Source organism: Streptomyces sp. NPDC026575, assembly GCF_055567415.1.
Map to the genome: position 1 here is coordinate 17,468 of NZ_JBVHQM010000003.1, position 17,549 is coordinate 35,016.

General features: G+C 71.7%; 14 protein-coding genes. 10 read left to right on the forward strand and 4 right to left on the reverse strand.

Features of this window, described 5'->3' with window-relative positions; genetic code table 11:
- Positions 1 to 49 precede the first annotated feature (49 nt).
- Positions 50 to 2,644 (forward strand): RelA/SpoT family protein, encoded by a 2,595-nt coding sequence (locus tag ACZ4NB_RS04515; RefSeq protein WP_467658251.1) that lies wholly within the window; start codon positions 50 to 52, stop codon positions 2,642 to 2,644.
- Between the two features lie 138 nt (positions 2,645 to 2,782).
- Here the strand turns inward: ACZ4NB_RS04515 and ACZ4NB_RS04520 are convergent, their stop codons facing one another.
- Both ACZ4NB_RS04520 and ACZ4NB_RS04525 read right to left on the reverse strand, forming a co-directional pair.
- Positions 2,783 to 4,012, reverse strand: a complete 1,230-nt coding sequence (locus ACZ4NB_RS04520; RefSeq protein WP_467658253.1) for a DUF349 domain-containing protein — start codon at positions 4,010 to 4,012, stop codon at positions 2,783 to 2,785.
- A gap of 252 nt (positions 4,013 to 4,264) precedes the next feature.
- On the reverse strand, positions 4,265 to 5,083 hold the full coding sequence (locus ACZ4NB_RS04525) for a peptidylprolyl isomerase (RefSeq protein WP_467658254.1): 819 nt from the start codon (positions 5,081 to 5,083) through the stop codon (positions 4,265 to 4,267).
- 204 nt (positions 5,084 to 5,287) lie between these two features.
- On the opposite strand from ACZ4NB_RS04525, the gene ACZ4NB_RS04530 reads away from it, so the two are divergent.
- From ACZ4NB_RS04530 to ACZ4NB_RS04545, 4 genes are all read left to right on the forward strand, one after another.
- Positions 5,288 to 6,001: an MBL fold metallo-hydrolase gene (locus ACZ4NB_RS04530; protein ID WP_467658256.1), complete on the forward strand. Its 714-nt coding sequence runs from the start codon at positions 5,288 to 5,290 to the stop codon at positions 5,999 to 6,001.
- A 10-nt stretch (positions 6,002 to 6,011) separates the two neighbouring features.
- Positions 6,012 to 7,274, forward strand: coding sequence for a histidine--tRNA ligase (gene hisS / locus ACZ4NB_RS04535; RefSeq protein WP_467658257.1), 1,263 nt, complete (start codon positions 6,012 to 6,014; stop codon positions 7,272 to 7,274).
- A gap of 156 nt (positions 7,275 to 7,430) precedes the next feature.
- Positions 7,431 to 8,072: a vitamin K epoxide reductase family protein gene (locus ACZ4NB_RS04540; RefSeq protein ID WP_467658258.1), complete on the forward strand. Its 642-nt coding sequence runs from the start codon at positions 7,431 to 7,433 to the stop codon at positions 8,070 to 8,072.
- A gap of 94 nt (positions 8,073 to 8,166) precedes the next feature.
- Complete coding sequence (locus ACZ4NB_RS04545) at positions 8,167 to 9,537, forward strand: replication-associated recombination protein A (RefSeq protein WP_393487962.1); 1,371 nt, start codon at positions 8,167 to 8,169, stop codon at positions 9,535 to 9,537.
- Between the two features lie 43 nt (positions 9,538 to 9,580).
- Here ACZ4NB_RS04545 and ACZ4NB_RS04550 read toward each other — a convergent pair whose 3' ends face one another.
- On the reverse strand, positions 9,581 to 10,372 hold the full coding sequence (locus ACZ4NB_RS04550; protein ID WP_467658260.1) for a DUF2470 domain-containing protein: 792 nt from the start codon (positions 10,370 to 10,372) through the stop codon (positions 9,581 to 9,583).
- 185 nt (positions 10,373 to 10,557) lie between these two features.
- Here ACZ4NB_RS04550 and rpsD point away from each other — a divergent pair, with 185 nt between their 5' ends.
- Complete coding sequence (rpsD, locus tag ACZ4NB_RS04555) at positions 10,558 to 11,169, forward strand: 30S ribosomal protein S4 (RefSeq protein WP_384429048.1); 612 nt, start codon at positions 10,558 to 10,560, stop codon at positions 11,167 to 11,169.
- Between the two features lie 25 nt (positions 11,170 to 11,194).
- Here rpsD and ACZ4NB_RS04560 read toward each other — a convergent pair whose 3' ends face one another.
- Positions 11,195 to 13,384, reverse strand: a complete 2,190-nt coding sequence (locus ACZ4NB_RS04560; RefSeq protein ID WP_467658261.1) for an ATP-binding protein — start codon at positions 13,382 to 13,384, stop codon at positions 11,195 to 11,197.
- A gap of 182 nt (positions 13,385 to 13,566) precedes the next feature.
- On the opposite strand from ACZ4NB_RS04560, the gene ACZ4NB_RS04565 reads away from it, so the two are divergent.
- The 4 genes from ACZ4NB_RS04565 to ruvX are packed head-to-tail and all read left to right on the forward strand — an operon-like array spanning position 13,567 to position 17,502.
- A complete protein-coding gene (locus ACZ4NB_RS04565; protein ID WP_244943242.1) occupies positions 13,567 to 14,001 on the forward strand; it encodes a DUF948 domain-containing protein in 435 nt (144 codons plus the stop codon).
- 8 nt (positions 14,002 to 14,009) lie between these two features.
- Positions 14,010 to 14,354 (forward strand): DUF6167 family protein, encoded by a 345-nt coding sequence (locus ACZ4NB_RS04570; RefSeq protein WP_467658263.1) that lies wholly within the window; start codon positions 14,010 to 14,012, stop codon positions 14,352 to 14,354.
- A complete protein-coding gene (gene alaS, locus ACZ4NB_RS04575; RefSeq protein ID WP_467658264.1) occupies positions 14,354 to 17,023 on the forward strand; it encodes an alanine--tRNA ligase in 2,670 nt (889 codons plus the stop codon). Before ACZ4NB_RS04570 ends, alaS begins: the two co-directional genes overlap by 1 nt.
- Before the next feature lie 14 nt (positions 17,024 to 17,037).
- Positions 17,038 to 17,502, forward strand: a complete 465-nt coding sequence (gene ruvX, locus ACZ4NB_RS04580) for a Holliday junction resolvase RuvX (RefSeq protein WP_399144516.1) — start codon at positions 17,038 to 17,040, stop codon at positions 17,500 to 17,502.
- Positions 17,503 to 17,549 lie beyond the last annotated feature (47 nt).

The following is a 17,549-nucleotide window of genomic DNA, read 5'->3' on the forward strand; positions in this document are numbered from 1 at the left end:
CCCCGACCCGTTCGAGGTCCTGGGGTCCGGAACCGCTTGAGGAGTGCTCTTGCCAGACGAGGCCCAGCCGCTCTCCCCCGGACTGCGTCCGGCGGGATCCGACGCCGCGCGCCCGGACGAGCCGAAGCCGAAGGACGCGGCTTCCACGGACGCGCCCCAGCCCGAGCGGCCCGGCGCTCCCGACGGCAGCGCGGGGCCCCGGCCGCCGGCCGACCGGCCCGCCACGTCCCCCGCCGAGCACTCCCGGCCGGCGCCCGCCGCCTCCCCGGCCACGCGTGCGCCCAAGCCGCCCGCCAAGGCCGACCAGCCGGCCGCGCCCAAGCCGCTGCCGCCCACCCCCGCCGGCCGCTCCGGTTCCCCCAACCGGGTGCGCGCCCGCCTCGCCCGGCTCGGCGTCCAGCGCTCCAGCCCGTACAACCCGGTCCTGGAGCCGCTGCTGCGGGCCGTGCGCGGCAACGACCCCAAGATCGAGACCGCGACGCTGCGCCAGGTCGAGCGGGCCTACCAGGTCGCCGAGCGCTGGCACCGCGGCCAGAAGCGCAAGAGCGGCGACCCGTACATCACCCATCCGCTCGCGGTCACCACCATCCTCGCCGAGCTGGGCATGGACCCGGCGACGCTGATGGCGGGCCTGCTGCACGACACCGTCGAGGACACCGAGTACGGCCTGGACACCCTGCGCCGGGACTTCGGCGACCAGGTCGCGCTGCTGGTCGACGGCGTCACCAAGCTCGACAAGGTCAAGTTCGGCGAGGCCGCGCAGGCCGAGACGGTCCGCAAGATGGTCGTCGCGATGGCCAAGGACCCGCGCGTGCTGGTCATCAAGCTCGCCGACCGCCTGCACAACATGCGCACCATGCGCTACCTCAAGCGGGAGAAGCAGGAGAAGAAGGCCCGCGAGACGCTGGAGATCTACGCCCCGCTCGCCCACCGCCTGGGCATGAACACCATCAAGTGGGAGCTGGAGGACCTCGCCTTCGCGATCCTCTACCCCAAGATGTACGACGAGATCGTCCGGCTGGTCGCCGAGCGGGCGCCCAAGCGGGACGAGTATCTGGCGATAGTGACCGACGAGGTCCAGGCCGATCTGCGCGCCGCCCGCATCAAGGCCACCGTCACCGGTCGCCCGAAGCACTACTACAGCGTCTACCAGAAGATGATCGTGCGCGGCCGCGACTTCGCCGAGATCTACGACCTGGTGGGCATCCGCGTCCTCGTCGACACCGTCCGCGACTGCTACGCCGCCCTCGGCACCATCCACGCGCGATGGAACCCGGTCCCCGGCCGGTTCAAGGACTACATCGCGATGCCGAAGTTCAACATGTACCAGTCGTTGCACACGACGGTCATCGGACCCAGCGGCAAGCCGGTCGAACTGCAGATCCGCACCTTCGACATGCACCGCCGCGCCGAGTACGGCATCGCCGCGCACTGGAAGTACAAGCAGGAAGCGGTGGCCGGCGCCTCCAAGATCCGTACGGATGTGCCGAAGAACGCGGGCAAGGGCCAGGACACCGTCAACGACATGGCCTGGCTGCGGCAGCTGCTGGACTGGCAGAAGGAGACCGAGGACCCCGGCGAGTTCCTGGAGTCGCTGCGCTTCGACCTGTCCCGCAACGAGGTCTTCGTCTTCACGCCGAAGGGCGATGTGATAGCGCTGCCGGCCGGCGCCACCCCCGTCGACTTCGCCTACGCGGTGCACACCGAGGTCGGCCACCGCACGATAGGGGCCCGGGTCAACGGGCGCCTCGTCCCGCTCGAATCGACCCTGGACAACGGCGACCTGGTCGAGGTCTTCACCTCCAAGGCCCCGGGCGCCGGACCGTCCCGGGACTGGCTCGGCTTCGTCAAGTCCCCGCGCGCCCGGAACAAGATCCGCGGCTGGTTCTCCAAGGAGCGCCGCGACGAGGCGATCGAGCAGGGCAAGGACGCCATCGCGCGGGCCATGCGCAAGCAGAACCTGCCGATCCAGCGGATCCTGACCGGCGACTCCCTGGTGACCCTCGCGCACGAGATGCGCTACCCGGACATCTCCTCGCTCTACGCCGCCATCGGCGAGGGCCATGTCGCGGCGCAGGGCGTCGTCCAGAAGCTGGTGCAGGCGCTCGGCGGCCAGGACGAGGCCACCGAGGACATCGCCGAGTCCACCCCGATCCGGCCGCGCTCCAAGCGCCGCTCCAGCGCCGACCCCGGCGTGGTCGTCAAGGGCGTCGACGACGTCTGGGTCAAGCTCGCCCGCTGCTGTACGCCGGTGCCGGGCGACCCCATCATCGGCTTCGTCACCCGCGGCAGCGGCGTCTCGGTGCACCGCGCCGACTGCGTCAACGTCGACTCGCTGTCCCGGCAGCCGGAGCGGATCCTGGACGTCGAATGGGCGCCCACCCAGTCCTCGGTCTTCCTGGTCGCCATCCAGGTCGAGGCGCTGGACCGGTCCCGGCTGCTGTCGGACGTCACGCGGGTGCTGTCCGACCAGCACGTTAACATCCTCTCGGCGGCCGTCCAGACCTCCCGCGACCGCGTCGCCACCTCCCGCTTCACCTTCGAGATGGGCGACCCGAAGCATCTGGGGCACGTCCTGAAGGCGGTCCGGGGCGTGGAGGGTGTGTACGACGTGTACCGCGTGACGTCGGCGCGCAGGCCGTAGCCACACGCACGAGGAGGGCCCCGGTACCGGAGTACCGGGGCCCTCCTCGTTACGTATCGGGTACCTCAGCCATCAATTGAGGCACCCCGACGGCGAGCAACCACTTCCGCGAAAGCGGCGCCGGCTTAGGGCAGCACCTCAGCCGCCGAACTCCTCAAGGCCCTTCAGCGCCTGGTCCAGCAGGGCCTTGCGGCCCTCCAGCTCCCGGCCGAGCTTGTCGGCCTTGGCGTCGTTGCCGGCCGCCCGGGCCGTGTCGATCTGCTTCTGGAGCTTGTCGACGGCGTCCTGGAGCTGGCCGGTCAGCCCCGCGGCACGGGCCCGCGCCTCGGGGTTCGTCCGCCGCCACTCGGCCTCCTCGGCCTCCTGGATGGCGCGCTCCACGGCGTGCATCCGGCCCTCGATCTTGGGGCGGGCGTCCCGCGGGACGTGGCCGATGGCCTCCCACCGCTCGTTGATCGACCGGAACGCGGCCCGTGCGGCCTTCAGGTCGGTGACCGGGAGCAGCTTCTCGGCCTCGACGGCCAGCTCCTCCTTGCGGGTCAGGTTCTCCCGCTGCTCGGCGTCGCGCTCCGCGAAGACCTCACCGCGCGCCTGGAAGAAGACGTCCTGGGCGCCGCGGAAGCGGTTCCACAGGTCGTCCTCGTGCTCGCGCTGAGCCCGGCCCGCGGCCTTCCACTCCGTCATCAGCTCGCGGTAGCGGGCCGCGGTGGCGCCCCAGTCCGTCGAGCCCGAGAGCGACTCGGCCTCGGCGACCAGCTTCTCCTTGGCCTTGCGGGACTCCTCGCGCTGCGCGTCCAGCGACGCGAAGTGCGCCTTGCGCCGCTTGGAGAACGCCGACCGGGCGTGCGAGAAGCGGTGCCACAGCTCGTCGTCCGCCTTGCGGTCGAGCCGCGGCAGGCCCTTCCAGGTGTCGACCAGCGCACGCAGCCGCTCGCCGGCCGCCCGCCACTGCTCACTGGCCGCCAGCTCCTCGGCCTCGGCGACCAGCTGCTCCTTGGCCGTACGGGCCTCGTCGCTCTGCTTGGCCTTCTGCGCCTTGCGCTCCTCGCGGCGCGATTCGACCGTCTCGACGAGCTTGTCCAGCCGCTTCCTGAGCGCGTCCAGATCGCCGACCGCGTGGTGCTCGTCGACCTGCTGGCGCAGATGGTCGATCGCGGTGTTCGCGTCCTTCGCCGACAGGTCGGTGGTCCTGACCCGGCGCTCGAGGAGGCCGATCTCGACGACCAGGCCCTCATACTTGCGCTCGAAGTAGGCGAGGGCCTCCTCGGGAGTGCCCGCCTGCCACGATCCGACGACCTGCTCGCCATCGGCGGTACGCACGTACACGGTCCCCGTCTCATCGACGCGGCCCCATGGGTCGCTGCTCACAGCGCCTCCTCCACATGATGCCGACGAGGGCGTGCGGCCCCCCGGCATCGTCCACAGTTTCTGTCCGGCAGAGCCGCGCCCTGGCCGGTCCGACGGGCTGTCTTGCGGGTGAGGGTGGCAGCCGTCGGAGCAGGCACCCTACCCAACGCCAATCTAGGCGACCGGCGCTCGGCTGTCCGCATCCAGCGCGACCGAAATTCCACGGTGCGCACCCGGGGGCGGTGCCGCGCCGCCCCCGCCGCGACCCGCCGGTCAGGACTTCTTCGCGGTCGCCCGGTCGATCACGACGGTGGCGTTGGGCGCGGTGTTGCGGGTCTGCGGGTCGGGCGTGGAGCCCGCGTCGGCGATCTTGCGCAGTACGTCCATGCCGCCCGTGATCGTCCCGAACGGTGTGTAGTTGGGCGGCAGCTCGCTGTCCTGGTAGACCAGGAAGAACTGGCTGCCGCCGGAGTTGCGGGTCTTCTCGTTCTGCCCGTCGTAGGTGTTGGCCATCGCGACCGTGCCCGCCGGATACACCCCGCCCTTGAGCCGGGGGTCCTTGAGGTTCTCGTCGGGGAGGGTGTAGCCGGGCGTGCCCTTGCCGGTGGCCGTCGGGTCGCCGCACTGCAGGACGTGGATGCCCTGGTCCACCAGGCGGTGGCAGCGGCTGTGGTCGAAGTAGCCCTGACGGGCCAGGAAGGCGAACGAGTTGACCGTGTGCGGCGCCTTGCCCGCGTCCAGCTTCAGATCGATCTCGCCGCAGGTCGTCGCCAGCTTCACGGAGTAGGAGGCCGCGGTGTCGACGGACATCGCCGGTTCCTTCTTCCAGGTCTTCGTCGACGGCGCGCCCTTCGCGGGCCTGCCGCACGGGTCCGGCGCCGCGGACGGTGCCGCGTCGCCCGCCGCCCGGTCGTCGCCGGCCAGTCCCACCGAGGCGTAGGCCGCGGCGCCGGCGGCCAGTGCCACGGCCACGGCGGCCGCGACGATCACATTGCGCCGCTTGGCCTTGCGCCGGGCGGTGGACCGCCGCTCCTGCTGGCGCTCGAACTTCTCCCGGGCGAGCTGCCGCCGCCGCTGATCCTTGCTGACCACCGGTCGTCTCCTTGTCCGATCATCGATGTGTCCGAGCAGTGCGGTGTCCGGGCACCGAGGTCCTCGTTCGCCGAGCGCCTCCGCCGTGGCCGTACCGTATACGGGTTCGCCCCGGCGGGAGTCCCGCCGGTAGGCTCTGGAGCTGCCGAGATGTCCGGGAGCGGCCTTGCCTGCCGCCCTCCACACCGACCTTTAAGGACGAACGTGCTGATTGCCGGGTTCCCCGCCGGGGCCTGGGGCACCAACTGCTACTTGGTCGCCCCCGCCGCCGGCGAGGAGTGCGTCATCATCGACCCGGGCCACCAGGCGGCCCAAGGAGTCGAGGACGCGGTCGCAAAGCATCGGCTCAAGCCCGTCGCGGTCGTCCTCACCCACGGCCATATCGACCATGTCGCCTCGGTCGTCCCCGTGTGCGGCGCGCACGACGTCCCGGCCTGGATCCACCCCGAGGACCGCTTCATGATGAGCGATCCCGAGCGGGCCCTGGGCCGTTCCATCGGCCGGCAGCTCATGGGCGAACTGACGGTCGGGGAGCCGGACGACGTCAAGGAGCTCAGTGACGGCAGCGTCCTGGAACTGGCCGGAATGGAGTTCTCCGTCGCGCACGCGCCGGGCCATACCAAGGGGTCGGTGACGTTCAGGATGCCCGAGCAGGCGGACGTTCCGCCGGTGTTCTTCTCGGGCGACCTGCTGTTCGCCGGCTCCATCGGACGCACCGACCTGCCGGGTGGCGACCACGCCGAGATCCTCAAGTCGCTGGCCCGCGTGTGCCTGCCGCTGGAGGACTCGACCGTCGTCCTGTCCGGCCACGGCCCCCAGACCACCATCGGCCGCGAGCGCGCCACCAACCCGTTCCTGCGGGAGGTGGCCGCCGGCCTCGGAGACGGCTTCAGCGCCGCTCCACGACGAGGAATGTGACGAGAGCTTCGTGAGCACCTTCAAGGCCCCCAAGGGCACCTACGACCTGATTCCGCCGCAGTCCGCCACCTACCTCGCGGTGCGCGAGGCGATCGCCGGGCCGCTGAAGAACTCCGGTTACGGCTACATCGAGACGCCCGGCTTCGAGAACGTCGAGCTCTTCGCGCGCGGCGTCGGCGAGTCCACCGACATCGTGACCAAGGAGATGTACGCCTTCGAGACCAAGGGCGGCGACCGGCTCGCGCTGCGCCCCGAGGGCACCGCGTCCGTGCTGCGCGCCGCACTGGAGGCCAACCTCCACAAGACCGGCAACCTCCCGGTCAAGCTCTGGTACTCGGGCTCGTACTACCGCTACGAGCGTCCGCAGAAGGGCCGCTACCGCCACTTCTCGCAGGTCGGCGCGGAGGCCATCGGCGCCGAGGACCCGGCGCTGGACGCCGAGTTGATCATCCTGGCCGACCAGGCATACCGCGCCCTGGGACTGCGCGACTTCCGCATCCTGCTCAACTCCCTGGGCGACAAGGAGTGCCGCCCCGTCTACCGCGCCGCGCTGCAGGACTTCCTGCGCGGGCTCGACCTGGACGACGACACCCGGCGCCGGGTCGACATCAACCCGCTGCGCGTCCTGGACGACAAGCGCGAGGCCGTCCAGCGGCAGCTGGCCGGGGCGCCGATGCTGCGCGACTACCTGTGCGAGGCGTGCAAGGCGTACCACGAGCAGGTCCGCGAGCTGCTGACGGCGGCGGGCGTGGCCTTCGAGGACGACGAGAAGCTGGTCCGCGGCCTGGACTACTACACCCGCACCACCTTCGAGTTCGTCCACGACGGCCTCGGCTCGCAGTCCGCGGTGGGCGGCGGCGGCCGCTACGACGGCCTGTCGGAGATGATCGGCGGCCCCGCGCTGCCGTCCGTCGGCTGGGCGCTGGGCGTTGACCGCACGGTGCTGGCGCTGGAGGCGGAGGGCATCACGCTCGACATCCCCGCCGCCACGGCCGTGTACGCCGTACCGCTCGGCGAGGAGGCCCGCCGGGTGCTCTTCGGCACGGTCACCGAACTGCGCCGGTCCGGCGTCGCCACCGACTTCGCGTACGGCGGCAAGGGCCTGAAGAACGCCATGAAGTCCGCCAACCGCTCGGGCGCACGGCTGGCGCTGGTGGCCGGCGAGCGGGATCTGGCCGAGGGCGTCGTCCAGCTCAAGGACCTCGAAAGCGGCGAGCAGATCCCCGTCGCGCTGGCCGCGGTGGCCGACGAGGTCCGCCGCCGGCTGGGCTGAGGCCGCCGTCCGTCAACGCCGGACCCGCGAATTCGCCGTGTTTACGCGCAGCGAACGGCGGTCCCTCGGGTGCTTGAGGCAGAATGAAGGGCGCGGCCGCGGCCCCGCGGGCCGGTCCGCGCAGCCCATCTCCCAAGGGACCGACGGAACGGCGATATGACGACGACAGCGGTTGACGACGTGTCCATCGACGACGATCACGCGAGCGGCCCGAGCACCATCGGCTCGGGCCGCGGCCTCGCCCTGCTCCTGGTGATCACCGGTGCGCTGGGCGGCCTGGCCGCTTGGATCATCACGCTGGACAAGTTCGAGCTGCTGAAGGACCCGAACTTCAAGCCGGCGTGCAGCCTCAACCCGATCATCTCCTGCGGCAGCGTCATGCAGAGCGAGCAGGCGGAGGTCTTCGGCTTCCCGAACCCGATGGCCGGTCTGGTCGGCTTCGGCGTGGTCGTCGCGATCGGCATGGCCCTGCTCGCCGGTGCCCGCTTCCGCCGCTGGTACTGGATCGGGCTGAACATCGGCACCGGCCTCGCCGCGGTCTTCTGCATGTGGCTGATGACCCAGTCGCTGTACAGCATCAACGCGCTGTGCCTGTGGTGCACGCTGACCTGGTGCGTGACGATCCTGATGTTCTGGTACACCACGGTGCACAACATCAAGCACGGCGTCATCCCGGCCCCCGAGGGGCTGCGGCGCACGGTGCTGGAGTTCCACTGGGTCGTCCCGGTGCTCTGGTACGGCGTGATCGCCCTGCTGATCCTCACCAAGTGGTGGACGTACTGGAGCACGCTGATCTAGGGCCTGCCCGATAGGGGTGTGAACCGCAACCGACCACGGCTCCTGCCCCGGCCGGCCACGTCGTACCCGCACGGGGTGGCATAGGCTCGTCGACGTGGAGCCCGACCTGTTCACCGCCGCCGCCGAAGACCGCCAGGAGAAGGACCCCGCGGGGTCTCCGCTCGCCGTGCGGATGCGTCCGCGCACCCTCGACGAGGTGGTGGGCCAGCAGCATCTGCTCAAACCGGGCTCGCCGCTGCGCCGCCTGGTCGGCGAAGGCAGCGGGGGCCCCGCGGGGCCGTCGTCGGTGTTCCTGTGGGGGCCGCCCGGGATCGGCAAGACGACCCTGGCGTATGTCGTCAGCCAGGCGACGAACAAGCGCTTCGTGGAGCTGTCGGCGATCACGGCCGGGGTCAAGGAGGTCCGCGCGGTCATCGACGGCGCCCGGCGCGCCTCCGGCGGCTTCGGCAAGGAGACCGTCCTCTTCCTCGACGAGATCCACCGCTTCAGCAAGGCCCAGCAGGACTCCCTGCTGCCCGCCGTGGAGAACCGCTGGGTCACCCTGATTGCCGCGACGACCGAGAACCCGTACTTCTCGGTGATCTCCCCGCTGCTGTCCCGTTCGCTGCTGCTGACGCTCGAACCGCTCACGGACGACGATCTGCGCGGGCTGCTGCGGCGCGCGCTGACCGATGCGCGCGGCCTCGCCGGCGCGGTCACCCTCCCCGAGGACACCGAGGCGCATCTGCTGCGCATCGCCGGCGGGGATGCCCGGCGCGCGCTGACGGCCCTGGAGGCCGGCGCCGGATCCGCGCTGGCCAAGGGGGAGAAGGAGATCACCCTCCAGACCCTGGAGGAGTCCGTCGACCGCGCCGCGGTGAAGTACGACCGGGACGGCGATCAGCACTACGACGTCGCCAGTGCGCTGATCAAGTCCATCCGCGGTTCGGACGTGGACGCCGCGCTGCACTATCTCGCGCGGATGATCGAGGCGGGCGAGGACCCGCGGTTCATCGCCCGCCGGCTGATGATCTCGGCGAGCGAGGACATCGGCCTGGCGGACCCGTCGGCCCTGCAGACCGCGGTCGCCGCCGCCCAGGCCGTGGCGCTGATCGGCTTCCCCGAGGCCCGGATCACGCTGAGCCAGGCCACCATCGCGCTCGCCCTGGCGCCGAAGTCCAACGCCGCCTACACGGCCATCGACGCGGCGCTGGCGGACGTCCGGGCCGGCCGGGCCGGTGCGGTCCCGCCCCATCTGCGCGACAGCCACTACAAGGGCGCCCAGAAGCTCGGCCACGGCCAGGGCTACCAGTACCCGCACGACCTGCCGGGCGGCATCGCGGCCCAGCAGTACGCGCCGGACGAGGTGCACGGCAGGCGGTACTACGAGCCCACCCGCCATGGCGCGGAGGCCCGCTACGCCGACGTCGCCGAGCGGGTGCGGGCCCGCCTGCGCGGTGCGGCCGGCGAGGGCGCCGCCGAGTAGCCGCGAGCGCTTCAGGGGCCGGCGGCACCGGCCGGCCGGCGGTCTACTCGGCCGCCGCCTCGAACAGCGTGTGCATCGCCCGCCGCAGCTCCGCCACGTCCCGTACGGGCTCGGGGAAGTCGAAGCGGGCGTCGAAGGAGTACTGCTCGGCGCCGGTGCCGCGGTCTTCCGGGGAGCGACCCCCGGACCCCCGGATAAAGCGCACGCGCAGGCCGAAGCGGTCCAGGCCCACGGGCACCGCCTGCTCGCGCAGTCCGCACGGCCGCCCGCGGTCACCGAGCAGGGCGCACAGTCCGCGCACCTGCTCGCTGTGCGCCGCGTGCAGATGCTGCAGCAGCTCCGCCTCGTGGGCGACCAGCGGATCGGGGGCCGCGGCGGCGAAGTCGTCCGGCTCGACGGCCTCGGTGCCCCACAGGTCGTCCACCGCGCCCTCGCCGACCTCCAGGCGGAGCATCATCCAGGCGGCCCGCCCGTACAGGCCCGGTGCCGGGTCCGGCTGCAGCGCCTCGCCGATGCCGAGCAGCTCGCCCACGGGGTGCCGCTCGGCGAGCAGCATCGCCGCCTCGGCGCGCTGCTCATTGCGTACGGGCGTCAGCCAGCCGGCCACCCAGGCCCTTCCGCGGATCCGATGGGGCACCGAAACCGGCGCCACGTCCGTGATCTCCATCACTGCGGAAAGATCATCATCCTGTGCGTGCGCAGCCGCCCGAGCCGCCGCGGAGTCCCCAGGAACCAGCAACAGCACGTCTCCATCGGGTGTGACGGTCCGGCAGACGGGCGCCGAGAGCCCCGTCTCGTCGGGGTCCTCGACGCCGGGGATGCTCAAAGACGCCATACCATGGGACTCGACGAGGGTTCGTACGCGCTCAGCGGCGGTCGGCTGCTGGGCGTCTTCCACGGGACGCGGCTGACCCGCCTCTGTGCTCTGACCAGCACTGGGCAGGGGGATCCCAGGTCGAAACATGCGTTCTCCTCGCGCTAAGGTAAGCCTCACCTAACTTACACGGAGGTCCGTTCCACGTGAACCAGTCGCGTCCCAAGGTCAAGAAGTCGCGCGCGCTCGGCATCGCGCTGACGCCGAAGGCCGTCAAGTACTTCGAGGCCCGTCCCTACCCGCCCGGCGAGCACGGCCGTGGCCGCAAGCAGAACAGTGACTACAAGGTCCGACTGCTGGAGAAGCAGCGTCTGCGTGCGCAGTACGACATCAGCGAGCGTCAGATGGCGCGCGCCTACGACCGCGCTCGGAAGGTCGAAGGCAAGACCGGCGAAGCGCTGATCATCGAGCTTGAGCGCCGTCTGGACGCGCTCGTCCTGCGTTCGGGCATCGCCCGCACGATCTACCAGGCCCGTCAGATGGTCGTCCACGGCCACATCTCGGTGAACGACCGCAAGGTCGACAAGCCGTCCTTCCGCGTCCGCCCCGGCGACGTCGTGATGGTCCGCGAGCGCAGCCGCGAGAAGCACCCCTTCCAGGTCGCGCGTGAGGGTGGCTACGCCCCCGACGGCGAGACCCCGCGCTACCTGGAGGTCAACCTGCAGGCTCTGGCGTTCCGCCTCGACCGGGACCCGAACCGCAAGGAGATCCCCGTGATCTGCGACGAGCAGCTCGTCGTCGAGTACTACGCCCGCTAAGCACCACCGCAGGCGCAGCACCACTTCAGCCCGCCGTCTCCCCGCCGCTCGCGGAGGGGGAGGCGGCGGGCTCGTTCGTGGCGGGCGGCGCGATCCGCACCGTGCGGCGCGGTGCGGGCGGCCGGTGCGCGGGCCGCAGGATCCGGGCCACCGCCGCGTCCAGGTCGAGCCGCCCGCCGGCGCGCAGCGCGCCCTCGTACGCCTCGTCCCCGAGCCGCTGCCGCGCCTGCTCCTCGCACAGCGCGTGCAGCCGGCTGTAGTGGCGCGAGCCGAACAGCACCAGGCCGACCGACGGCCAGATCCGCCCCGCGGCGCCCTGGAGCACCGCCGCCTCCTCCGCCTCGCCCTCGCCGAGCGTCACCAGCGCCAGCAGTTCGAGCGCCAGCACCGCGCCCAGCAGATCGCCGAAGGCGTGGTCGATGGCCAAGGACTCCTCCAGCAGCGCGCGGGCCCGTCCGCCGTCGCCCTGGGACCAGGCGGCGTAGGCCAGCACGAACTGGGCGGAGGCCAGCGTCCAGCGCTCGCCGTGGTCCTCGCAGACCTCCCGCACCTCCTCGCCCAGCCGCACGGCGTCCGCCAGTTCCTCCTGGAAGGCCGCCGCCATCGCCAGCGCGAGCTGCGCCATCAGCGCCGTGCTGCTCAATTCCCCGATCTCCCGGTAGCGCGCCAGCGCGCCGCGCAGCAGTTCCTCGGCGCGCGGCAGGTCGTCGCAGACCAGGGCCAGGCAGCCGGTGCGGTGCAGCGCGTACGCGGCCGCGGTGGCGTTACCGGTCAGCTCGGCCTTCTCGCTGCACTCCTGCAGCGCCCCCAGCGCGCCGACGGTGTCCCCCTGGAGCACCGCGACATGGCCGGTCACCCACAGCGCCTTCAGCCGCGCCTCGTCGTGGTCGCCGTCCAGCTCCAGGGCCCGGTCCAGCCAGTGCCGGCCCTCCGAGAGCCGGCCGCAGCCCACCCAGTAGAACCACAGGGTGCCGGCCAGGTACTGGCCCAGGTGCGTATCGTCGGCGTTCGCCAGGCTCTGCTCCAGCGCCACCCGCAGATTGGGCAGTTCGGCCTCGATCCGGGCGGCGATCTCGGCCTGCCGGGGGCTGAACCAGTCCAGCTCGCACCAGGTCGCCAGCCCCAGGTACCAGTCGCGGTGCCGGCGCCGGAGCCGGGCGGTGTCGCCGGTCGCGTCCAGCCAGTCCGCGCCGTAGGCCCGTACGGTCTCCAGCATCCGGTAGCGCACACCGGCCGCGGTCTCCTCGCGCACCAGGACCGACTGGGCGACCAACTCCGCGATGATGTCCAGGACTTCCTCGCCCGGCAGCTCCGGGCCCGCGCAGACGTACTCGACCGCCTCCAGGTCGAACTGCCCGGCGAAGACCGACAGCCGCGCCCACAGCAGCCGTTCCGCGGGCGTGCACAGCTCATGGCTCCACCCGATCGCGGTCCGCAGCGTCCGGTGCCGGGGCAGGGCGCCGCGGGCGCCGCCGGTCAGCAGCCGGAAGCGGTCGTCGAGGCGGTGCAGCAGCTGGCCGGCGGAGAGCGCGCGCAGCCGCCCCGCGGCCAGTTCCAGCGCGAGCGGAATGCCGTCGAGCCGCCGGCACAGCTCGGCGACCGCGGCCTCCTCGGACGCCTCGACGGTGAAGCCGTCGACGACCGAGGCGGCGCGGTCGGCGAAGAGCGCGGCGGCGTCGGCCGCGGTCATCGGCGCCAGCGGCACCACGTGTTCGCCCGGGATCCCCAGCGGCCGCCGGCCCGCGGCCAGCACCCGCAGCCCTGGGGCGCGCCGCAGCAGCTCCCAGGTCAGCTCGGCGCACGCCTCGACCAGGTGGTCGTAGCCGTCCAGGACCAGCAGCAGTTCACGGTCCGCGAGGTGCTCGCCGAGCGCGGCGCGCACCGGCCGGCCGCCGTGGTCGGCAGCCGTCAGCGCCTCGGCGACGGTGAGGTCCAGGAGGTGTTCTTCGCGCAGGGCGTCCAGTTCGACCAGCCACACCCCATCGCAGAAGCGATCCTGCAAGATCGCCGCGCCGTGTGCGGCGAGACGTGACTTCCCCACGCCGCCGAGGCCGGTGAGGGTGACGAGCCGGGCCGATTCCAGCCGCCGTGCCAGCGCGGCCAGTTCGGCGTCGCGGCCGATGAACCGATTGAGCTCCGCGGGGAGGTTGCCGGGCCCCCGCGCCCGGTCGGGGTGCGGGCGATCGGAGGGCCCGGGGCCCGTGAAGCGTCGCATGGCACACGGAGAGTACTCGGCGTGATGCGGACCGTACAATCATGCCGTCGCGTGCCGACCGGGCCCTTCCTCGTGGCGCCGGGAACGGGGTACGGACGGACAGTCACGGCGCGATAAGGTCAAGGTTGCCGTTCGAGCAGGACGACGAGACCAGACCAGACCAGTCGGAGAGTGGTGCCAGCGTGTCCGGTGGAGAGGTGGCCGGGATCCTCGTGGCCGTCTTCTGGGCGATCCTCGTGTCGTTCCTCGCCCTTGTACTGGTGAGGCTCGCGCAGACGCTCAAGGCGACCACGAAAATGGTGGCCGAGGTGTCCGAGCAGGCCGTTCCGCTCCTCGCCGACGCCTCCGCGACCGTCCGCTCCGCGCACACCCAGCTCGCCCGCGTCGACGCGATCGCGGCCGACGTGCAGGAGGTCACGGCCAACGCCTCCGCGCTCTCCTCGACCGTCTCCTCCGCCTTCGGCGGACCACTGGTCAAGGTGGCCGCGTTCGGCTACGGCGTGCGCCGCGCGATCGGCAAGAAGGGCGCGCCGGAGCCCGAGCGCACCGTCGTCGTCGGCCGTACCCTGCCCGGCGCCCGCCGCGGCGGGCGCCGCAACCGTCGCTCCAAGGACTGATCACAGCGATGTTCCGCCGCGCATTCTGGTTCACCACCGGCGCCGCCGCCGGGGTGTGGGCCACGAACAAGGTCCACCGAAAGCTGCGCAAGCTGCAGCCCGACAGCCTCGCCGCCCAGGCGGCGGAGAAGGCCGTCGAAACCGGAAACCGGCTGCGCCAATTTGCATTGGACGTACGGACCGGAATGGCGGACCGTGAAGAGCAGCTGCACGACGCCCTCGGCCTGAGCGAACAGGCCGAGGTGCGCGAGCTGCCCGCACCGCGCCGCGCGGTGCTCGAACCGCACCACCGCACCACGAGAAAAACCGGACCGAACGGTCTGACCGGACCGACTGGAAAAGAGGACCACTGATGGAGTCGGCTGAAATCCGCCGCCGCTGGCTGCGCTTCTTCGAGGAGCGCGGGCACACCGTCGTGCCGTCGGCGTCGCTCATCGCGGACGACCCGACGCTGCTGCTCGTCAACGCGGGCATGGTCCCCTTCAAGCCGTACTTCCTCGGCGAGGTCAAGCCGCCCGCGCCGCGCGCCACCAGCGTCCAGAAGTGCGTCCGTACGCCGGACATCGAAGAGGTCGGCAAGACCACCCGGCACGGCACGTTCTTCCAGATGTGCGGCAACTTCTCCTTCGGCGACTACTTCAAGGAAGGCGCCATCAAGTACGCCTGGGAGCTGCTGACCAGCTCGCAGGCCGACGGCGGCTACGGCCTCGACCCGGAGAAGCTCTGGATCACCGTCTACCTCGACGACGACGAGGCCGAGCGCATCTGGCACGAGGTCGTCGGCGTGCCCAAGGAGCGCATCCAGCGCCTGGGCAAGAAGGAGAACTACTGGTCCATGGGCGTCCCGGGCCCCTGCGGCCCGTGCTCCGAGATCAACTACGACCGCGGCCCGGAGTTCGGCGTCGAGGGCGGCCCGGCCGTCAACGACGAGCGGTACGTGGAGATCTGGAACCTGGTCTTCATGCAGTACGAGCGGGGTGCGGGCACCAGCAAGGAGGACTTCGAGATCCTCGGCGAGCTGCCCAGCAAGAACATCGACACCGGCCTCGGCCTCGAACGCCTGGCGATGATCCTGCAGGACGTCCCGAACATGTACGAGACGGACACCCTGCGCGTCGTCATCGACAAGGCCACCGAGCTGACCGGCGTCCGCTACGGCACCTCGCACGACTCCGACGTCTCGCTCCGCGTCGTCGCCGACCACATCCGCACGTCCACGATGCTCATCGGCGACGGCGTCACGCCCGGCAACGAGGGCCGCGGCTACGTCCTGCGCCGCATCATGCGCCGCGCCATCCGCAACATGCGCCTGCTCGGCGCCACGGACCTGGTCGTCGGCGAGCTGCTGGACGTCGTCATCACGACCATGGGACAGCAGTACCCCGAGCTGCTGGAGGACCGCCGCCGCATCGAGACGGTGGCCCTCGCCGAGGAAGCCGCCTTCGTCAAGACGCTCAAGGCCGGCACCAACATCCTCGACACCGCCGTCACGGACACCAAGGCCGCCGGCGGCACGGTCCTGCCCGGCGACAAAGCCTTCCTGCTCCACGACACCTGGGGCTTCCCGATCGACCTCACCCTCGAAATGGCCGCCGAGCAGGGCCTCTCGGTGGACGAGGACGGCTTCCGCCGCCTGATGAAGGAGCAGCGGGAGCGCGCCAAGGCCGACGCCCAGGCCAAGAAGCACGGCCACGCCGACCTGTCCGCCTACCGCGAGGTCGCCGACCGGTCCGGCTCCACGGAGTTCACCGGCTACAGCGCCACCGAGGGCGAGTCCACCGTCGTCGGTCTGCTGGTCAACGGCACCCCGGCCCCCGCCGCCCAGGAAGGCGACGAGGTCGAGGTCGTCCTGGACCGCACCCCGTTCTATGCCGAGGGCGGCGGCCAGCTCGCCGACACCGGCCGGATCAAGCTCGACTCCGGCGCCGTCGTCGAGGTCCGCGACGTCCAGCAGCCGGTGCCCGGCGTCACCGTCCACAAGGGCAGCGTCCAGGTCGGCGAGGTGGTGCTCGGCGCGTCCGCGTACGCCGCCATCGACGTCACCCGCCGCCGTGCCATCGCCCGCGCCCACAGCGCCACCCACCTCACCCACCAGGCGCTGCGCGACGCCCTGGGCCCGACGGCCGCCCAGGCCGGCTCGGAGAACTCCCCGGGCCGCTTCCGCTTCGACTTCGGCTCGCCCACCGCGGTGCCCGGATCGGTCCTCACCGACGTCGAGCAGAAGATCAACGACGTGCTGGCCCGTGAGCTCGATGTGCACGCCGAGGTCATGAGCATGGAGGACGCCAAGAAGCAGGGCGCCATCGCCGAGTTCGGCGAGAAGTACGGCGACCGGGTCCGGGTCGTCACCATCGGCGACTTCTCCAAGGAGCTGTGCGGCGGCACGCACGTCCACAACACCGCCCAGCTGGGCCTGGTGAAGCTGCTGGGCGAGTCCTCCATCGGCTCCGGCGTGCGCCGCGTCGAGGCGCTGGTCGGCGTGGACGCCTACCGGTTCCTCGCCCGTGAGCACACCGTCGTCTCCCAGCTCACCGAGCTGGTCAAGGGACGCCCGGAGGAGCTCCCGGAGAAGATCTCCGGTGTCCTGGCCAAGCTCAAGGACGCCGAGAAGGAGATCGAGAAGTTCCGCGCCGAGAAGGTGCTGCAGGCCGCCGCGGGGCTGGCCGAGGGCGCCAAGGACGTCCGCGGGGTGGCGCTGGCCGCCGCCCAGGTCCCGGACGGCACCTCCGCCGACGACCTGCGCAAGCTCGTGCTGGACGTCCGCGGCCGGATCCAGGGCGACCGCGCCGTCGTCGTGGCGCTGTTCACGGTCGCCAACGGCCGTCCGGTGACCGTCGTCGCCACCAACGAGGCCGCCCGTGAGCGCGGTATCAAGGCCGGTGACCTGGTCCGTACGGCCGCCAAGACGCTCGGCGGCGGTGGCGGCGGCAAGCCGGACGTCGCCCAGGGCGGCGGCCAGAACGCCGCCGCGGTGCCCGAGGCCATCGAGGCCGTCGAGCGCCTCGTGGCCGAGGCGGCCTGACGCGCGTGAGTGAGATGCGACGCGGTCGACGCCTCGCGGTGGATGTCGGGGACGCCCGCATCGGGGTCGCCTCGTGCGACCCCGACGGGGTCCTCGCCACCCCCGTCGAGACCGTGCCGGGACGTGACGTCCCCTCAGCGCACCGTCGGCTCAGGGCGATCGTCGAGGAGTACGAGCCGCTCGAAGTCGTGGTCGGCCTGCCCCGCTCCCTCAGTGGGGGAGAGGGGCCGGCCGCGGCCAAGGTCCGGGCCTTCGCCCAGGAGCTGGCGCGCAACATCGCACCCGTAGGGGTCCGGCTGGTCGACGAGCGGATGTCGACGGTCACCGCCACCCAGGGCCTGCGGGCCTCCGGAGTGCGCAGCAAGAAGGGCCGCTCGGTGGTCGACCAGGCGGCCGCGGTGGTCATCCTGCAGAGCGCGCTGGAGACCGAGCGCGTCTCGGGGGAGCCTCCGGGCGAGAGCGTCGAAGTGGTCATCTGATCGCGATACGGTAACGTGCCGCGCGATGTGGCGGCGGTTCGAACAGC